The following is a 16,940-nucleotide window of genomic DNA, read 5'->3' on the forward strand; positions in this document are numbered from 1 at the left end:
GACATGTGCGGCATCGCTGGATGTGTGAACTACGACGAGGACCTGAGCGGCGCGGGTGACGTGATCTCCGCCATGACCGCCACCCTGGAGTACCGGGGCCCGGACGCCGGCGGGGTGTGGACCTCGCCCCGCGCGGCCCTGGGGCACCGCAGGCTTGCGATCATCGATCTTGAGGGCGGGCGGCAGCCGATGGCCGCCGGGAGTGAGACCCTGCCGGTCATGACCTACAACGGCGAGGTCTACAACTACCGGGAGCTGCGTGAGGAACTGATCGGCCTGGGCCACGAGTTCCGTACGACGAGTGACACCGAGGTCGTGCTGCGCGCCTATCTGGAGTGGGGCGCGGACTTCGCCGAGCGCCTCGACGGCATCTTCGCCCTGGCGATCTGGGACCCGCGCACCGAGGAGCTGCTGCTGGTCCGCGACCGGATGGGCGTCAAGCCGCTGTACTACTATCCGACGCCCGGCGGCCTGCTGTTCGGCTCCGAGCCCAAGACGATCCTCGCCCACCCCCGGGCGGAGGCCGTGATCGACGCGGACGGGCTGCGGGAGATCTTCACCATCGTCAAGACGCCGGGCCACGCGGTCTTCCGCGGCATGTACGAGGTCCGCCCGGCCACCGTCCTGCGCTTCTCCCGCTCGGGGAGCACCGAGACGCGCTACTGGCGGCTGGAGGCGCGCGAGCACCACGACGACCTCGACACGACGGTGGCCACGGTCCGCCGGCTCCTGGAGGAGATCGTGGAGCGGCAGATGGTCGCCGACGTCACCGTCGGCACCCTGCTCTCCGGCGGCCTGGACTCCAGCGCGATCACCGCGCTGGCCGCGCGGGCGATGGCCCGCCGGGGCGCCGACCGGCCGCTGAAGGCCTTCTCGGTGGACTTCAAGGGCCACGAGTCGCGCTTCAAGGCCAACGTGCAGTGGGAGGACCCCGACACCCCCTTCGCCGTCGAGGTCGCCGAGCACGTGGGCGCCGAGCACATCATCGTCGAGCTGGACAACGCCGAGATCCTCGACCCGGAGGTGCGGCGCACGGTGCTGCGGGCCCAGGACCTGCCGGTCTCCACCGGCGACATGGAGTACTCGCTGCTGGTGCTGTGCCGGGCGCTGAAGGAGCGGATGACGGTGGCGCTGTCGGGCGAGGCGGCCGACGAGCTGTTCGGCGGCTACACCTGGTTCCACGACCGGGACGCCGTCGAGTCGGACACCTTCCCCTGGCACTCCCCGTTCAAGAAGGCCGGCGGCATCGGCGCGCTGCAGTCGATCGGCCTGTGGGACCGGCTGGGGCTGGGCGAGTACGTCAAGGACCGCTACGCCGAGGCCCTGGAGGAGGTGCCGCGCCTGCCCGGGGAGAGCGGGCTGGAGGCGCGCATGCGCGAGCTGACCTACCTCAACCTCACCCGCTGGGAGAACTTCCTGCTGGACCGCAAGGACCGCATCAGCATGGCCGCGAGCCTGGAGGTGCGGGTCCCCTTCACCGACCACCGGCTGGTCGAGTACGTCTACAACACGCCCTGGGCGATGAAGACCTTCGACGGCCGCGAGAAGAGCCTGCTGCGCGCCGCCATGCGGGGCGTGCTGCCCGACTCGGTCCTGGACCGCAAGAAGAACCCCTACCCCTCCACCCAGGACGAGAAGTACGAAGCGGCGCTGCGCGAGAAGCTGGAGGCCATCCTGGCCGGCGACAGCCCGGTGCTCAAGCTGGCCTCGGAGCCGGAGATCCGCACGCTGCTCGACGCGCCGGCCGGCTCCTACGCCATGGGCGGCCCGTGGAGCGCCCGCGCCGTCATCGAGCGGCTGATCGAGTTCGACACCTGGGTCACCGCCTACGGCGTGCGCGTGGAGCTGTGAGGGACGGCGGGCCCCGGCCGGACGCGCCGGACGCGGGAAAGGGCGGGAGGACGGTCCCGGTGAGGACCGCTCTCCCGCCCTTTCCCGCGTGCTCAGCGGGCGCCGGGAGGCGCCGGGGGGATGTTGTAGTTGAGGTGGAAGAAGTTGTCCGGGTCGTAGGCCCGCTTCACCTCGCGCAGCCGCGCGTAGTCGCCGGGGGCGTAGGCGCTCTCGGCCCCGGCCGGGTCGTGCAGGAAGTTCAGGAACGCGCGCCCGGCCGCGTACGGCCGCAGCACCCTGTCCACCTGCGGCACCCACGCGTCGAGGATGGCGGTGAAGCGCGCCGTGCGGTGGCCCACGGGACCGGCCTGCGGCCCCGGCCGGCCCATCGCGCCGCCCCAGTGGCGGATCTCCACCGCCGAGACCGGGGAGCCGGGCCGCCCGGCCTCGGTCACCAGGACGTCGATCACCGGGTCGGGCAGCGTGTCGAGCGGGTTAACGTGGGCGGGCCCGGTGCCGCCCATATCGATGCCCCCGAAGGGCGCCACCCTGAACGTCTCCAGCAGCGCCGGGCCGGCCGCCCGCCACAGCGGGTCGAGCAGCTGCCGCGCCCGCTCCGGCTCCCCGGTGAACATGGCCTGGATCGCCAGCACCCGCCTGCCCCGCAGCGAGGCGGGCAGCTGCGGGTCGTAGGGGGCCCTGGTCAGCAGGACGGCGGTGCTCAGCTCGTCGGGCGCGCCGTCGGTCCAGTCGCGATAGCGGGCGAGCACCTCGGCCGCCCGCTCGGCCGCGAAGTAGGCGGCGCCGGCGTAGACCCGGGCCACCGGATAGAGCCGGAACTCCAGCGAGGTCACCACGCCGAAGTTGCCGCCGCCGCCGCGCATCGCCCAGAACAGGTCGGGATGCCGGTCGGCGCCGGCGGTCAGCAGCCGCCCGTCGGCGGTGACGACCTCGGCGTGGAGCACGCTGTCGGCGGCGAAGCCGTACTGCCGCGACAGCCAGCCCACGCCGCCGCCCAGCGTGTAACCCGCCACGCCCACCGTCTGGTGCGAGCCCGCCAGCGGCGCGAGGCCGAACGGCTCCGCGGCGGCGATCACCTGCTCCCAGGTGGCGCCGCACCCGACGTGGGCCACCCTCCGGTCGGGATCGACCAGGACGGTGGCCATCTTCGCGGTCTTCAGCAGCAGGCCCCCGTCGGAGGCGGCGTGCGTGCCGTGGCCGGTGCCCTGGACGGCGAAGGGCAGGCCGTGCTCGCGCGCCGCGGTGACGGCGGCCTGCACGTCCGCGGCCCCCGACGCCATCGCGACGAGCGCCGGGCGCGGGTCGCTGCCGGAATAGGGCGCCTGCCGTTCCCTGTCGTAGGCGGCCTCGCCGGGCAGGTGCACGGGTCCGCCGAACTCGCGGCGCAGACGCTCGGCCGCCTCTGGCCCGGCACCGGGCTCGGGGTACGGTCGTCGCTGGACGTGGCGGCTCATAATCAGGCCCTTTCTCCTGTCAGAGATGTTCCCGCGCCGGGTCTCCTACCCGGCGCGGGATCCTTGGCGTCGTGCGTTTGCGTCGTGCGTGCCGTACGGCCGGCCTCAGGGAGCGCAGCCGGCGAGCTCCGGCGCGGGCGTCGCGGTCCCGGGGCCGAAGAAGAGCTTCGAGCAGGCCACCAGGAAGGCCGGGTTCTCCTCGGGGACGAAGTGCCCGGACTCGGGCGCGACGGCGGTGCGCACGTCGTCGGCGACCTGGCGGAAGGAGTCCGCGACGCCGGGCCCGAAGGAGTACTGCCCGCCGATGCCCAGGACCGGCATGGCCAGCCGCCTGGCGGCGTTGGCCTTGTTGTCGGCCGCGTCCGCGGTCAGGGCCCGGTAGTACTCGTAACCAGCCGTACGGCGGGCCGGGTCGGCGTAGGCCCGGTAGAAGGCCTCACGGTCGACGGCGTCCTTGCGGTAACTGAAGTCGAAGATCATCCCGAGGTAGGTCGGGACCTCGTCGTTGTCCATGATCTTCTCGGGGATCGGCGCGGGCGAGGAGTTGAAGCGGAAGTGCCAGCTCAGGCCGTACAGGTCCTCCAGGCCGAAGCCGGGCAGCGGCGACTCGATCATGGCCAGCCGGGTCACCTCGGACGGGAAGTCGCGGGCGTAGGGGTAGGCGACCAGGACGCCGAGGTCATGGCCGATGATCTTCACCTGCCGGAAGCCCAGCTTGTTGGCGGCCTGGCGGATCCGCTGGGCCGTGGTGACCTTGTCGTAGCCCCCGGCGGGGATGCCGGAGGTGCCCAGGCCGGGCAGGTCCATCGCGATGACGGTGTGGTCGCGGGCCAGCTCCGGCATCACCGGGCGCCACATCTCCCAGGTCTGCGGCCAGCCGTGCAACAGCAGCAGGGCCGGGCCCGAGCCGCCGCGGACGTAGTGGACGGTGCCGCCGTCGACGGCGACCCTGCCGTGGCTGAACCCGGGCGGCGGAGCCGTCGTCCCGTCCGCGACGGCCGTACCGTCGGGGCCCGCCGTACCGGAACCTCGCGAGTCGGCGCTGGCGGTGGTGGTGAGCGAGGCCGTCAGGATGAGGGCCAGCGCGCCGGCGGCCAGGCGCGCGAGTTTCGCGGCCCTCGTCATCCTGGGTGCCCGCTCGGGTGTTGCGTCCAGCGGCATGTGCGGCTTCCTTCCGATCGCCGGGAAATTCACGGTGGTGCGATCGTCAGACTGCTTCCGCTGGATTGCGATCCACATCTTCCTCATTGCGCAATCACACGACGAGGGCCCGCTGACCGGGACGCGCCGCGCAGGTCAGCACGATGGAAGAAAACGCTGCCGGGTCCGTCATGAAAATGGGCCGTGGCCAGAGATTCTGCCGCCGGGCTCCGGGGGGCGGGGCGATCGGATTCCGCGACCGGGGACGGCTTCGCCGACGACCCCGAGGAATGAGGTTCCCCCATGGCGACCGGAGCGGTTTCCCTAGGACAGTCCCCCGGCCGGTTGACCGGGCTCAACACCCGGCACCACCGGCTGGCGCTCAACGTCTATCTTCTGATCGTCGTGGCCCACTGGGCCGAACACCTCGCCCAGGCCGTCCAGGTCTACGTCCTGGGCTGGCCGCTGCCCCAGGCGCGGGGCGTCCTGGGCGTGCCCTTCCCGTGGCTCGTCACCTCCGAGTGGATGCACTACGGCTACGCGCTCCTGATGCTGGTCGGCCTGATCATGCTGCGGCCCGGTTTCACCGGCCGGGCCCGCACCTGGTGGAACATCTCACTCGGCATCCAGATCTGGCACCACCTCGAGCACCTGCTGCTGCTCGTCCAGGCGCTGGCCGGCGCCAACCTGCTGGGGCGCCCGGCCCCGACGAGCCTCATCCAGCTCCTCGTGCCGCGCATGGAGCTGCACCTGTTCTACAACGCGCTCGTCTTCGCGCCCATGGTGGTCGCGATGATCCTGCACCGACGGCCCCGTCCCGCCGAGCGCGCCCTCATGCGGTGCAACTGCGCGGCCGCCCCCGCATGACGGCGGCCGACCACGGGCCCGCCGCACGGCGGTCCCCCGCCTTCGGCGCGGCCCTGACCCTCCTGGCCGCCTTCCTGCTCCTGCTGGCCGTGCCGAACGTCGGCACGGCCGTGCGCGCCGCGCGCGCCGACGGGATCGGGGGCTGGTTCACCCCGGAGCGGCTGGACTGCGTGCAGCACCCCGGGCACGAGTCCTGCGTCTGGACGGGGGACTTCCTGTCCGGCGACGGCACGGTCCGCAGGACGGGCATCGAGATGTACGGCAGCGACCGGTACTCCCACCGGGCCGGAGAGCGGGCCAGGGCCGTGGACATCGACCACCCCAGCCGGGTCTACGGCCCCGGCGGCTCGAACGAGTGGGTGTTCACCGCCCTGATGCTCCTGGCCGGCGTGGGGATCCCGGTGTTCGTGTACGGCCGGCCGCTGCGCCGGTTCCTGGGCTCCGGCACCCGGCAGGAGGCCCGGTCCCGGTCGTGAGACGACGTGTCCGGTCATGAGGCCGGGTCATGAGACCGGGTCATGAGGCCGGGTCGGCGACGTCGGCCAGGAGCGCCGACAGCCTGCCCGGGGCCGAGACCATCGGCCAGTGCCCCGTGTCCAGCGTTCGGAAGTCCCAGCCCGGCACGGCCCGCATGGCCGAGACGTCGGCGGAGACGCTGCCGTCGAAGTGCTCCTTCGAGCAGACGACGTACGTGGCCCGCTGCCGGGCCAGCGGACGGGTCAGCACGGCGGGCTCGGCGATCGTACGCCCGGGGTGGTCCACGAACCGCTCGGTGAGCCACAGGGCCTGCCGGCGGGTCAGGCCCTGTCCGTCGGCGACCACGGTCGCGTCGGGGGCCGGCCAGCGGCCCCGGTTGCCGGCGATGAGCCGCAGTTCCGCGGCGCGCTGGCGCTCGGGGAAGGCGTGCAGCATGGACTTGCCGTCGTGCGGCAGGAACGCCTCGACGAACACCGTGTGCGCCACCCGGTCACGGGCCCGGTCGGCCACCTGGCCGGCCACCAGCCCCGAGTAGCTGTGCCCCACGACGACGACGTCGCGCAGGTCCTCCTTCTCCAGGATCTCCAGGACCTCGGCGACGTGGGTCTCCAGACCGACCTCGGAGACGTCGGCGTCGTCGGCGCCCAGGCCCCGGAGGGTGACGGCGCGCACGAGGTGCCCGCGCCGGCGCAGACGCCGGGCGACCGGCTCCCAGACCCAGGCTCCCATCCAGGGGCCCGGGATCAGAACGAATGTCTTCTTCATCGAAGGTCAACCTCCTCTCCCTGTTCCGGGAGAGGCCCGGCGGGCGCGATCGCTACAGTCAATTCACCAGCGCGCGCCGGGCCTCGTCAACGTCATCAAGCGGCGACCAGCAGCGGCTCGGCGCCGACCAGCCGCATCCCGGCCACGTGGGACTCGGTCACCCTCAGGTTCCGGTTCCCGGTCAGCACGGCGAGCACCCCGACATACCCGTCACCGGGGTCCAGCGCCCGATAGCTCACCTCGGCGGGGGGGACGTCGAGCGGCCAGCTCAGCAGCTCGGGCCGCTCCTCGGGTCCGCTGACCTCCACCCGGTCCGGCGAGATGCGCAACCCGTGGCCGGTGGCCTTCAACGCCGCCTCCTTGCGCACCCACACCCGCGCGAAGGCCTCATATCTCTCCGCCTGCGGCAGGGCCTCAAGGGCGCGGCGCTCGCGTACGGTCAGAGCGCACCGCGCCAGGTCGTCAATGGGGGTCGAGGGGACCAGCTCGACGTCCACGCCCAGCGGTCCCTCGGTGGTCAGCGCCACGGCGACCCGGTCCCCCGAGTGGGAGACCGAGACGTGCAGCCGGGAGCCGGCCGTGCGGATGTGCGGCTTGCCGTGGTGCCTGGTGCAGTCGGAGCACTTGCGCTCGACGACCACGTCCTCGGGACGGATGCCGAGCTGGATCGCGGTCACCGTACGCAGCAGCCACGAGCCGGTCAGGAACCTGCGCCGGTCGGGGTCGCGGCGGAAGCGCGCGGCCCGCTCCAGCTCCGGCTCGCTGAGCACCTCCGACATGTCCTCGACGGTCTGGTGCCGCGGGTCCGCCCACCACACGTGGCATTCACCGGCGCCCAAGATGGGAGCGATCATCACTTCTCCTCCTTCGCTGAGTCCTGTTCGTCGTGCCTTTCGTCGTGCCTGGCGTGCAGGGGGCGGCAGGTCACCAGTTCCCAGTGGCCGACCTCCGGGTTGGCGAGGATCTCGGTCACCTCGGCGCGGACGTCCGCACTCGTCGTGTCACCGTCCGTACGGACCCGGATCACGATGTCCCCGGTGGCCTGGGTGAGGTCCTTGTGCCATCTGCTAGGCAGGAGCGCCATGATCCGGATCCCGTCGATCGGGGAGCTCGGCACCGGCACTCCGCCGGTACGGCGCATCGTCAGCTGGATCAGCATGGTTCAGCGGCCCTGCCCCTCCTGCGCGCCGACGCCCGCGGCGCGCCGCAGACGGGCCGGCCGCCGGTCGTCGGGTCCACCGGGCTGTTCATGTGCCACCTCCTGGAGTGGTCTGCTGCGGTCTTTTCGCACTTCCCACTCTGGGACCCGGCCCGGCCGCGGACCAGCGCCGCGCGAGGCAGGAAACTGCACGTGGACCGCCACATGCTGTCAACCGGAGATCCCGATCACCCGTTCTCCGTGGTCAACGCGTTAGCCTGATACCGGGACGACCCCGGACGGAGGCGTGGACGCACATGAGTGAGACCGACCCGCACATCCACGTCGAGCAGAAGGTGATGCAGGCCGGCGCCACCTACCGCAATGTGATCACCTCGATGGTGGGCCGCGCGCCCGATGCCCCGAGCGTCGTCACCACCGGCTGCGGACTCGAGGTCCCCTACGCGATGACCTCCACCCGCCCGGAGAGCGTCACCTGCCTCGCCTGCCGGGAGCACGCCTGCCAGGAGTACCTGCGCTTCGCCGAACAGGTTCAGCGCCTGAGCCGGATGCCCGGCGCCCCCTTCACCGGCGCCCAGGGGGCCGAGGCCGCGCAGTGGGCCCGGGACGTCGCCGAGAGGTTCTCCACCCGGCACGACGACTGAACCGGCCCCGAGCCGGCCCCTGAACCGGCCCCCCCTGAACCGGCCTCCCTGAACCGGCCCCCTGAACCGGCCCTGAACCAGCCCCCCTGAACCGGCCACCGTGCGGGGCCCTCACCCCACGCCGGTGATCATTTCCGGTCGTGACGCCGGCGGGTGCGGCGCCGGATCAGCGCCTCGACGCCGTCGAGCAGGAGGTCGAGGCCGAAGGTGAAGTCGGCGTCCTCGACCCAGTCCTCGGAGCGGCCGAGCAGTCCGGAGCTCATCATGGCGGACAGGGTCGGATACGCCTGAGGGTCGAGCACCTCGGCGAGGATCTCGCCGTACTCGGCGGCCCCGGCGATCCCGGCCTCGCCCTCCCGGCCGCCGGCACCCGTCGCGTGCACCAGCGTGGCGCTGGTCAGCGCGTAGCCGGTGAGCGCGGTGACGGTGTTGAACTTCTCGCCGTCGTCGAGCGGCGTCTCGCCGAGCGCCTGCAGGGCCCGGTCCAGCCACCTCAGGCGCTGCGGGCCCGCGGGCGGTGTGTCGCCCTGGATCGACAGCAGCCACGGGCGTGCGAGCAGTATGTCGCGGTTGGCCCGGGTCCAGGCGGCGAGATAGTCCCGCCAGGTCAGGCCGCCGGGGTCCGGGGGCGGCGGCACGGCGCTGTCGGCCATCACGATCAGCAGGTCGTCCTTGTTGCCGACGTAGCGGTACAGCGCCATCGGCGCGACGCCCAGCCGCGTGGCGACGGCGCTCATGGAGACGCCCGCCAGCCCCTCGGCGTCGGCGATCTCGATGGCGGCCGCCGTGATCGCGGCGAGGTCCAGGCGCGGCCGCGGCCCCCGGCGCGGTACGGGTTCACGTCCCCACATGCGGGCCACGACGGGCGGGAGTTGCGCCATGGGCCTCCTCTCGATGTCGGAGATGTTATGGCCCAATAACTGTGTACGTCATACACTATAAGTGGTACATAGTTTATGACGTCCGTGATCCCCCGGCACGCCGCCACCCAAGGGAGGCATTGATGGAGATCCGCAGCATGGAGATCCACAGCATGGAGATCCGCAGCTTTGTCGAGACCGACCGCACCGAGCTGCGCGAACTGTTCGCCCGGGCCGGCGAAGGAGCCCCGACCGAATCCCTGTGGGGCCACCGGGATTCCGAGGCGGCCGTCTACCTGGATCCGTACATGGACCTGGAGCCGCACTCGTTGCTGCTGGCCGTGGCCGACGGAGCCCCGGTCGGCTATCTGACGGGATGCCCGGACAGCTCGGAGTTCCCCAGCGAGGCCGACCGAATAGACCGGGCCGTCAAGAAGCACTGGCCGGCCTTCCGGCTGCGGGCCGCGGCCTTCTTCGGCCGCGCCGTGCTCGACATGGCGAGGGCGGGAATCCGGCGGGAGCCCACCGCCGGAGACTTCACCGACACCCGGTGGCCGGCGCACCTGCACATCGCCGTGGTGCCTGCGGCACGCGGAACCGGCGCCGCGGACGCGCTGATGAACCACTGGCTCGACCGGCTCAGGCAGGCCGGCTCTCCCGGATGCCACCTGCAGACCCTGGTTGAGAACACCCGCGCGGTGCGCTTCTTCGAACGCGCGGGCTTCCTCCGCCACGGCCCGACGCCGGTGGTGCCCGGCCTCAGGTACGACGGCCGGCGGCTCCACCAGCAGACGATGGTCTGGAGCCCGCAAGGGTGAACGGACGGGAACGACGAGGGGTCCACTTCCTGTTTTTTCACGCGGGGGTCCGGTGACAGACTGCCGATCATGAGCGCTGAACAGTCCTCTGTCACGATCCGGCCCTACCGAGACGAGGACCGGGACGCCGTCCTCGCGCTGGCCCCGCGCCTGACCGAGGGGGTCGCGACCTGGCGGGACGCCGCTGCCGTCGCCGAGGCCGTGCGCGGCTGGGTCGCCGGGTCCCTGGAGCAGGGCGACGACGACGGTAACGGCGTGCTGGTGGCGGTCCGCGACGGCCGCGTCGCGGGATTCGTCACCATGGCCGCCCGGCGGCACTTCACCGGCCAGATGGACGCCTACATCGGCGAGCTCGTCGTCAGCGCCGGGGCGGAGCGCACGGGCGTCGGACGCGCCCTGGTGGAGGCCGCCGAGTCCTGGGCGCGCGACCGCGGCCTGCGGCGCATCACGCTGGAGACCGGCGCGGCCAACGCCCGCGCCCGGAGCTTCTACCGGGCGCTGGGGTACGCCGAGGAGGAGGTACGGCTGAGCAAGCCGGTGCCGGCCGGCGACGACGCGGCGTCCCGGGCCCAGGAGGAGTGAGTCCTGAGTTCGGTCTGTGGCGGTTGCCCGGCGGGGCTTGGGCGATGGCCGGGGTGAGCGGCTCGGCGTCGGTCTGTCTGCCCAGGCGGGCGCCCTGGTGGAGGCAGGCGGCCGGGCCGGTCGGCGATCCTGACCTATCGTGCGGTCGCAAAGGGTGGCGAGGTCGTCGGTCACCTCGGCCCCAGCCACCCGTCGCCGCGTGCGCCCTGACGTTGCGGGGGCAGGCTCGTCGGTCACATCTCGATCCCAGCCGCCCGTCGCCGCGCGTGCCCTGACGTTGCGGGGGCAGACCCATCTGCTGTGAGGCGCAACCCGGGTGGGCGACAGGCGGCCGGCCGCGGACGTGCCCTGACCTGGCGGGGGCAGACCCATCTGCTGTGAGGCGCAGCCCGGGCGGGCGACAGGCGGCCGGCCGCGGACGTGCACCACGGGTGGGTTCACCCGTCCGGCACGCACCGCCGTACGGCTCTCCGCTTCAGGACTCACCCGTCCGGGTCACGGGGTGTCCCCGGCGGAGCGCGGCAGAGGGGTCAGAGGGGGACGTTGCCGTGCTTGCGCGGCGTCGCCTGCTTGCGCTTGTCGCGGAGCATGGCCAGGCCGCGGGCGACGGCCGAGCGGGTGTCGGCTGGGTCGATCACGTCGTCGACCAGTCCCCGTTCCGCGGCGTAGTTCGGGTGCACGAGCTCCTCGCTGTACTCCTCCACGAGTCGCGCGCGCAGCGCGGCGGGGTCGGCGGCGGCGGCCAGCTCGCGGCGGTGGATGACGTTGACCGCCCCCTCGGCTCCCATGACGGCGATCTCGTTGGTCGGCCACGCCAGTGACAGGTCGGTGCCGATGGAACGGGAGTCCATCACGATGTAGGCGCCGCCGTACGCCTTGCGCACGATGACCTGGATGCGGGGGACGCTCGCCTCGCAGTAGGCGTACAGCAGCTTGGCGCCGTGCCTGATGATCCCGTCGTACTCCTGGTCGGTGCCCGGCAGGAAACCGGGGACGTCGACGAGGGTCACCAGCGGGATGCCGAACGCGTCGCAGAAGCGTACGAATCGTGCGGCCTTCTGCGAGGCGGCCACGTCGAGCACCCCCGCCAGCACCATGGGCTGGTTGCCGACGATGCCGACCACCTCGCCGTCGATCCTGGCCAGCGCGCAGATCACGTTCTGCGCCCAGCCCTCGTGCAGCTCCAGGAAGTCCCCCTCGTCCACCAGTTCGGTGATCACCAGGCGCATGTCGTAGGGCTTGTTCGGCTCGACGGGGACGATCTCGGCCAGCCGGGGGCGCGTGTCCGCCGCCGCGCCGCAGGAGGGCAGCGCGGGCGGGAGCGCGAGGTTGTTGCTCGGCAGCATGGAGACGAGATAGCGGACGTCCTCCAGGCAGCTCTCCTCGTCGTCGTGCACGAACGTGGCCAGACCCGACCGGGTGCCGTGCACCTGCGCGCCGCCGAGCTGGGCGTGGGTCACGCTCTCCCCCGTCACCGCCTCCACGACGTCCGGCCCCGTCAGGTAGAGCTGGGCGGTGTCGTGGACCATGAAGGTGAAGTCCGCCAGGGCCGTGGAGTAGGCCGCCCCTCCGGCGCACGGCCCGAGCACGACGCTGATCTGCGGGATCACCCCGGACGCCTGGACGTTGCGCTGGAAAATCCCGCCGTACCCGTTGAGCGACATCACCCCCTCCTGGATCCGGGCGCCCCCGCTGTCGTTCAGCCCGATGAAGGGGGAGCCGGTGGACAGGGCCAGGTCCATCACCTTCTGGATCTTCAACGCGTGCGCCTCGCCGAGCGAGCCGCCAAAGATGGTGAAGTCCTGGGCGTAGACGAAGACGCGGCGGCCGTCGATCGTGCCCGAACCGGCCACCACCCCGTCGGTGTGCGGGCGCTGTCTCTCCATGCCGAGGCCGTGCGCCTGGTGCCGCCGGAACATGTCGATCTCGACGAAGGAGTCCTCGTCGAGCAGCAGGTCGAGCCGCTCGCGCGCCGTACGTTTGCCCAGGGAGTGCTGGCGGTCGACCGCCTGGCTGCGACCGGCGACGATCCTGTCACGAAGACGGTCCCGCTCCTCGCGAAGCCTGCGCATGGAACGGGACCGCGGCCGATCCGGCACCGGCGCCGGAGGCGGGACCGGCAGGCTGCGGATGTGTTCTCCGGCCGGTGCCGGCACCGGCGCGCGATCGAGTTCCGAGATGCTCATTGACGCTCCTCCCTCGGGGTCGCACCCGCCGGCGTGGCGGCCGGATCCGGGTGCTCACGACGACGGGGCCGATGCGACTCCAATCCTCACCAGTCAATGATCGCGAGCCGTTCCATGTCACCTTGTCGCGTGCTGACCAGGCGACATACCAGGTGACAGGGCCGGCGCCGATCCCCCGGCGCCGGCCGCCGCACTTTCCTGCCACCGTCTCCCGGCACCGGCCGCTGCAGTTTCCTGTCACCGCCCCCCACGCGCGACGCGCATACGCGCCCCCATCCGGGGCAGGCGTGGCAGGAAGCGGAAACCCCCGTGCAGCTTGCTGCCCTCGATATCTCTGGTTCACGCCTCGCCAAAGTCGCAGAGTTGTACTTGCAAGGCGAACACGCCAAGCAAAAACACTCTAGAAAGAGGCATTGAAATGACGAACAACATTGTTTCCAAGAAGATTTCCAAGAACATCGCCGCCTGGGCCCTCGCTCTTGCCGCCAGCGGCGTGGTGTGGAGCTTCGGGAGCGACGCCCTGAACGTGGCCACCGGCACCTCGCCGCAGGCCGTGGTGGTGGCGGACGGCAACACCTGGCCGGGCGTGGCGGACACCGACGGCAACACCTGGCCCGGCGCGCAGGGCACGGACGGCAACACCTGGCCGGGTGTCGCCGGCACCGACGGAAACACCTGGCCCGGCGCCTGAAAATTGATTCCCCCTTGACCGGAATTCATTGGAGAATAAGAAGGGAAAAGCCTCTGGAATAACACCGAACCGACCGGACGACCACCGGTCCGATTAACCGGAAGCACCAGAGCACCATCCGACCACCGGCCGTCAGACCCCCACAGCGCTCGACGTCACATTCCGAGCGGGGTCCGCAGGGAAGAGCCCGGCACCGACGGGACACGGCCACCGAGGCGACAGGCAGCCGGCAGCGCGCCCGCCTCTCCCCCGAGAAGACATCGCGCACCACGCGGCGATATCACGCTGCCCCGAACCGGCCCGGCGACTCGACCGGCCCGGAGCACACGACCACGACACCGGAGGTGACAGGCACGCCTGGAAGAACGCGGACGACCGGAGAGACCGAGAAGACCAGGAGGACTGAAGGACCTGGAAGGACTGCACCGACCGAGAGGACCGGAGAGAAGGAGAGAACCGAGAGCACTGGGACCCCCTGGCAGCCGGCAAGACGGAGAACGGAGAGAGGAGCCGACGACACGACGAGAACCCGTGGTCCCCACGACCGGCAAGGTCGCGGGGACCACGGGTTCTCGTACGTCCATGCCTTCAAGCCCGCAACGGCATGCTCACCGATGCCCTGTCCGTACAGTCGGGAGCCCGCCTCACAACCAGGAGCCGGCCACGGCGACCAGGGAGGCAACCAGGACGACCGCCCCGACGATCATGAACAGCACGCTGCGGAGCACACCCCTGCCGCCCACCCCGTCCAGACGGGCGTGCCGGGGTCGCTCGGGGTCGTAGACCACCATGACCTGCTGGCCCGGACGGACCGGCGACGGGTTGGAGCCCAGATCCGACTCGGTCTCCATCACAAAGCCCTGCACCGTCTGGAACTGCAGGGTGGGGTAGTACACACCGTTGTCGCCGCCGGACCAGCGCAGTCCCACGACGAGGCCCGGCACCCGCACCCCGTGCCGCCGTAACCGCTGCCCGACGACCATCACGCGGACGCCGATCCCGGCGAAGATCGCTCCGAACACGATTCCAAACAATGGCACGGTGTTCACGTCCACCGCTGCCTCCTTCTCAGCCCGCTCGAGGGCAGCCGTCGCAATCCCGTCCGAGGGCCCGCACCGCGCTTCTGCACGGCAGTGCGGTGCGGGCCACGGCATTAGGGTGCCGAGCCGCGATTGCAAACGACTTGGATCTTGCTGGTGGAAGGAGGTCACCGGCGAGGGTCAGATCCAGTTCTCCTCTTTGGCGCGCAGGGCGGCCTGGAAGCGGTTGACGGCGCCGAGTCTGGCCATCAGGTCGGCGACGTAGCGCCGGTAGGTCCGTACTGAGATGTCCAGCTCTCGGGCGGCGATCTCGTCCTTGTCGGCGGTGGCCATCACGTCCAGCACGCGCTGTTCCATCTCCGACAGCGGGGAGGACTCGGCGGGGGGATCGATGAACTCCCGGAAGTCGACGGCGGTCTTCCACACGCCCTCGAAATAGATCACCAGCTGGGAGACCAGGCCCGCCTCCCGGACGAACAGCGCGCCCTTGGAGTTCTCCTTGGGGTCGATCGGCACGACGGCGGCGCTGCGGTCGTAGACCAGCATCCGGTCCATGGGCTGCTCGCTGATGCGCACCTCCGCGCCGAGGCTGACCAGCTCGCGCAGGTAGGACATCATGTGCGGGGCCTCCAGCGCCTGGGGGTGGTACACGCTCTTGAGCGAGATCCCCCGGCGCAGCGAGCGGGTGTCCAGCGGGAGCGCCGACTCGATCATCACCTGGGTGAACGGGCCGCCGGGGTGCAGGCAGAGCGTCTCCTTGTAGGTGAAGAAGGCCAGGTCGTCTAGGCGCTGGCGGACCCGCGCGCCGTTCTCCACCCGCTCGATGTCGAGCACGCTGCCCGCGCGGTCGCCCTCCCGCATGTCCTCCATGTAGCCGGAGATGGCGTCGCGCGCCGTGAAGACCCGGCGGATCTCGGCGTTGAGCTCGTCGAGGCGCTTCTCCACGAGGCGCTCGATGCCGACCCTCGGCTCGGTGGCCACGACCCTGTGCCGGTCGGTTAGGTCGAGCATGGACAATCTGCCCAGGGTCTCGACGGCGGCCTCAACCGTGTCGGGATCCATGCTCAGCGCCTCCGGCACGGAGCCGATCCCCTCGCCCCGATGCCGGAGGAAGTAGCGGTAGACCTCCGAGGCTTCCGGCGATATACCGATGACTGAAAGGTCCATGGCTCACCTCCCGGCCCCGCGCTCGCTCTCATGGGGCCTGCGGGCCGCCACCCGACGCAGGCCCGCCCACTACAAATTATCTAGATCAAGATGATCAGGGCTCACTTCCATCGTGCGCTGTCGGTCAGGGGCCGCAGGCCGGGCAAGCACGCGACTGCCGTACCCCCGCCTGATCGCGATCGCCGTCAGGGGACGGGACACGGCAGGGTCGTGCCCGCCGGGACGGCCCGGTAGCAGGCGGCGCCGGGGCACACGACCTTGACGATCTCCCCGGACCCGGCCGCCTCGACCGCGATCGGCTCGTGCCCGAACCTGCGGGCGGCGATCTCCGACCAGTTGGACGGCCGCAGCCCGCCGGGCTCCTCGATGAGCCGCGGGTCCGCCTCGACCGCCGAGCGCTCCAGATGGGCCGCGTAGTCGGCCTCCCGGTGCCAGACCGCGAAGCGGCGCAGGGACTCGCCCGCCGTGAGCGTGTCCCACGGCTGCGCCTTGACCGCCATCGCCTGGAGGAACGCCGCGCCCACCGCCGCCTTGACCGTACGGCCGGCCGCGACGGCCAGCATGGCCCCGTCCCCGCCGACCATCACCATGGCCACCCGGATGTCCGAGGCGACCAGCACGAACGCCGACACGCGCAGCCCGAGGCCGGAGGCGGCCGCCATGACGCTCACGGGCAGCAGGCGGTCGAGATGGGCGGAGACCCGCAGCAGCGGATGGCGGGGATCGGCCCACCAGCGGGCGACCACGTCATGGGCGAGAAGCTCGGCGACCCCGGCGGAGGCCCCCTGGTCCACGATCCCGCTCACGGTCGGCTCCACCAGGGACTCACGCTCCCCCAGCCACACGACCTCGGCGGGCAGCCGGTACGGCGCCCCGCTCAGCAGGCCGGTACCGGGGACGCCGAGAGGGCCCTCCTGCGGCGGTTCCGGAACGAAGTCGGCCAGGCGCAGCCGCCTGCCGCCCGCGCCGGGGCCTCCGCCGTCCTCCCCGGACAGCCGGTGCAGGTAGTCCAGCGCCACAGCCCGCGCCTGCGCCCTGGTCTGCGCCTCGTAGGCGGAGAACCCGGCGGTGATCGCGGCAGGGCCGGAGGCCGAGGCCTGCGCGTAGGCGAGGTGTACGGCGCCGCCGAGGCAGTCGGCCACTTCCCCCGCCGCTCCCGGCCCGTCCATCACCGACCAGGAACCCGTAAAACGCACAGATGCTGACACATCATCAGTACAGCCGCGCGCCACAAGGCGG

At 71.6% G+C, this 16,940-nt stretch carries 17 protein-coding genes; 7 read left to right on the top strand and 10 right to left on the bottom strand.

The window, feature by feature from the left end:
* The first annotated feature begins 3 nt into the window (after positions 1-3).
* Complete coding sequence (asnB, locus tag Psi01_RS27425; protein WP_204066999.1) at positions 4-1,851, top strand: asparagine synthase (glutamine-hydrolyzing); 1,848 nt, start codon at positions 4-6, stop codon at positions 1,849-1,851.
* 92 nt (positions 1,852-1,943) lie between these two features.
* Here asnB and Psi01_RS27430 read toward each other — a convergent pair whose 3' ends face one another.
* Positions 1,944-3,305 carry an FAD-binding oxidoreductase gene (locus Psi01_RS27430; RefSeq protein ID WP_204067000.1) on the bottom strand — a complete coding sequence of 454 codons (1,362 nt, stop codon included), beginning with the start codon at positions 3,303-3,305 and terminating at the stop codon, positions 1,944-1,946.
* A gap of 105 nt (positions 3,306-3,410) precedes the next feature.
* Positions 3,411-4,466 carry an alpha/beta fold hydrolase gene (locus Psi01_RS27435; RefSeq protein ID WP_204067001.1) on the bottom strand — a complete coding sequence of 352 codons (1,056 nt, stop codon included), beginning with the start codon at positions 4,464-4,466 and terminating at the stop codon, positions 3,411-3,413.
* A 282-nt stretch (positions 4,467-4,748) separates the two neighbouring features.
* Between Psi01_RS27435 and Psi01_RS27440 the strand changes: the two genes are divergently transcribed.
* Together Psi01_RS27440 and Psi01_RS27445 are read left to right on the top strand one after the other, a co-directional pair.
* A complete protein-coding gene (locus Psi01_RS27440) occupies positions 4,749-5,312 on the top strand; it encodes a hypothetical protein (protein ID WP_204067002.1) in 564 nt (187 codons plus the stop codon).
* Positions 5,285-5,788 (top strand): hypothetical protein, encoded by a 504-nt coding sequence (locus Psi01_RS27445; protein ID WP_204067003.1) that lies wholly within the window; start codon positions 5,285-5,287, stop codon positions 5,786-5,788. Before Psi01_RS27440 ends, Psi01_RS27445 begins: the two co-directional genes overlap by 28 nt.
* A gap of 40 nt (positions 5,789-5,828) precedes the next feature.
* Here Psi01_RS27445 and Psi01_RS27450 read toward each other — a convergent pair whose 3' ends face one another.
* The 3 genes from Psi01_RS27450 to Psi01_RS27460 all read right to left on the bottom strand — a co-directional run bounded on the left by Psi01_RS27450 (position 5,829) and on the right by Psi01_RS27460 (position 7,713).
* Entirely contained in the window at positions 5,829-6,554 is a 726-nt protein-coding gene (locus Psi01_RS27450; protein ID WP_204067004.1) for an alpha/beta fold hydrolase, read from the bottom strand.
* A gap of 95 nt (positions 6,555-6,649) precedes the next feature.
* A complete protein-coding gene (locus Psi01_RS27455) occupies positions 6,650-7,408 on the bottom strand; it encodes a 4'-phosphopantetheinyl transferase family protein (protein WP_204067005.1) in 759 nt (252 codons plus the stop codon).
* Positions 7,408-7,713, bottom strand: coding sequence for a hypothetical protein (locus tag Psi01_RS27460; protein WP_204067006.1), 306 nt, complete (start codon positions 7,711-7,713; stop codon positions 7,408-7,410). Before Psi01_RS27460 ends, Psi01_RS27455 begins: the two co-directional genes overlap by 1 nt.
* Before the next feature lie 296 nt (positions 7,714-8,009).
* On the opposite strand from Psi01_RS27460, the gene Psi01_RS27465 reads away from it, so the two are divergent.
* Complete coding sequence (locus Psi01_RS27465) at positions 8,010-8,357, top strand: hypothetical protein (protein WP_204067007.1); 348 nt, start codon at positions 8,010-8,012, stop codon at positions 8,355-8,357.
* Positions 8,358-8,485: 128 nt separating this feature from the next.
* Here Psi01_RS27465 and Psi01_RS27470 read toward each other — a convergent pair whose 3' ends face one another.
* Complete coding sequence (locus tag Psi01_RS27470; protein ID WP_204067008.1) at positions 8,486-9,238, bottom strand: TetR/AcrR family transcriptional regulator; 753 nt, start codon at positions 9,236-9,238, stop codon at positions 8,486-8,488.
* A gap of 122 nt (positions 9,239-9,360) precedes the next feature.
* On the opposite strand from Psi01_RS27470, the gene Psi01_RS27475 reads away from it, so the two are divergent.
* Together Psi01_RS27475 and Psi01_RS27480 are read left to right on the top strand one after the other, a co-directional pair.
* Positions 9,361-10,035: a GNAT family N-acetyltransferase gene (locus Psi01_RS27475; RefSeq protein ID WP_239128058.1), complete on the top strand. Its 675-nt coding sequence runs from the start codon at positions 9,361-9,363 to the stop codon at positions 10,033-10,035.
* A gap of 69 nt (positions 10,036-10,104) precedes the next feature.
* Positions 10,105-10,617 (top strand): GNAT family N-acetyltransferase, encoded by a 513-nt coding sequence (locus Psi01_RS27480; RefSeq protein ID WP_204067009.1) that lies wholly within the window; start codon positions 10,105-10,107, stop codon positions 10,615-10,617.
* Positions 10,618-11,147: 530 nt separating this feature from the next.
* On the opposite strand, the gene Psi01_RS27485 is transcribed toward Psi01_RS27480, so the two are convergent.
* Entirely contained in the window at positions 11,148-12,689 is a 1,542-nt protein-coding gene (locus tag Psi01_RS27485; protein ID WP_239128059.1) for an acyl-CoA carboxylase subunit beta, read from the bottom strand.
* A gap of 532 nt (positions 12,690-13,221) precedes the next feature.
* Between Psi01_RS27485 and Psi01_RS27490 the strand changes: the two genes are divergently transcribed.
* Positions 13,222-13,494 (top strand): hypothetical protein, encoded by a 273-nt coding sequence (locus Psi01_RS27490; protein ID WP_204067011.1) that lies wholly within the window; start codon positions 13,222-13,224, stop codon positions 13,492-13,494.
* Between the two features lie 644 nt (positions 13,495-14,138).
* Here Psi01_RS27490 and Psi01_RS27495 read toward each other — a convergent pair.
* From Psi01_RS27495 to Psi01_RS27505, 3 genes are all read right to left on the bottom strand, one after another.
* A complete protein-coding gene (locus Psi01_RS27495) occupies positions 14,139-14,549 on the bottom strand; it encodes a DUF3592 domain-containing protein (protein WP_204067012.1) in 411 nt (136 codons plus the stop codon).
* Positions 14,550-14,714: 165 nt separating this feature from the next.
* Positions 14,715-15,701 carry a helix-turn-helix transcriptional regulator gene (locus Psi01_RS27500; protein WP_204067013.1) on the bottom strand — a complete coding sequence of 329 codons (987 nt, stop codon included), beginning with the start codon at positions 15,699-15,701 and terminating at the stop codon, positions 14,715-14,717.
* A gap of 185 nt (positions 15,702-15,886) precedes the next feature.
* Positions 15,887-16,909 carry a hypothetical protein gene (locus tag Psi01_RS27505; RefSeq protein ID WP_204067014.1) on the bottom strand — a complete coding sequence of 341 codons (1,023 nt, stop codon included), beginning with the start codon at positions 16,907-16,909 and terminating at the stop codon, positions 15,887-15,889.
* Positions 16,910-16,940 lie beyond the last annotated feature (31 nt).

The organism is Paraplanobispora siamensis (assembly GCF_016863175.1).
Classification (GTDB): Bacteria; Actinomycetota; Actinomycetes; order Streptosporangiales; family Streptosporangiaceae; genus Planobispora; species Planobispora siamensis.

Coding starts and splice junctions, on each gene's coding strand:
- asnB (WP_204066999.1), top strand. CDS start 4: ATGTGCGGCATCGCTGGATGTGTGAACTACGACGAGGACCTGAGCGGC.
- Psi01_RS27430 (WP_204067000.1), bottom strand. CDS start 3,305: ATGAGCCGCCACGTCCAGCGACGACCGTACCCCGAGCCCGGTGCCGGG.
- Psi01_RS27435 (WP_204067001.1), bottom strand. CDS start 4,466: ATGCCGCTGGACGCAACACCCGAGCGGGCACCCAGGATGACGAGGGCC.
- Psi01_RS27440 (WP_204067002.1), top strand. CDS start 4,749: ATGGCGACCGGAGCGGTTTCCCTAGGACAGTCCCCCGGCCGGTTGACC.
- Psi01_RS27450 (WP_204067004.1), bottom strand. CDS start 6,554: ATGAAGAAGACATTCGTTCTGATCCCGGGCCCCTGGATGGGAGCCTGG.
- Psi01_RS27455 (WP_204067005.1), bottom strand. CDS start 7,408: ATGATCGCTCCCATCTTGGGCGCCGGTGAATGCCACGTGTGGTGGGCG.
- Psi01_RS27460 (WP_204067006.1), bottom strand. CDS start 7,713: ATGCTGATCCAGCTGACGATGCGCCGTACCGGCGGAGTGCCGGTGCCG.
- Psi01_RS27465 (WP_204067007.1), top strand. CDS start 8,010: ATGAGTGAGACCGACCCGCACATCCACGTCGAGCAGAAGGTGATGCAG.
- Psi01_RS27470 (WP_204067008.1), bottom strand. CDS start 9,238: ATGGCGCAACTCCCGCCCGTCGTGGCCCGCATGTGGGGACGTGAACCC.
- Psi01_RS27475 (WP_239128058.1), top strand. CDS start 9,361: ATGGAGATCCGCAGCATGGAGATCCACAGCATGGAGATCCGCAGCTTT.
- Psi01_RS27480 (WP_204067009.1), top strand. CDS start 10,105: ATGAGCGCTGAACAGTCCTCTGTCACGATCCGGCCCTACCGAGACGAG.
- Psi01_RS27485 (WP_239128059.1), bottom strand. CDS start 12,689: ATGCGCAGGCTTCGCGAGGAGCGGGACCGTCTTCGTGACAGGATCGTC.
- Psi01_RS27490 (WP_204067011.1), top strand. CDS start 13,222: ATGACGAACAACATTGTTTCCAAGAAGATTTCCAAGAACATCGCCGCC.
- Psi01_RS27500 (WP_204067013.1), bottom strand. CDS start 15,701: ATGGACCTTTCAGTCATCGGTATATCGCCGGAAGCCTCGGAGGTCTAC.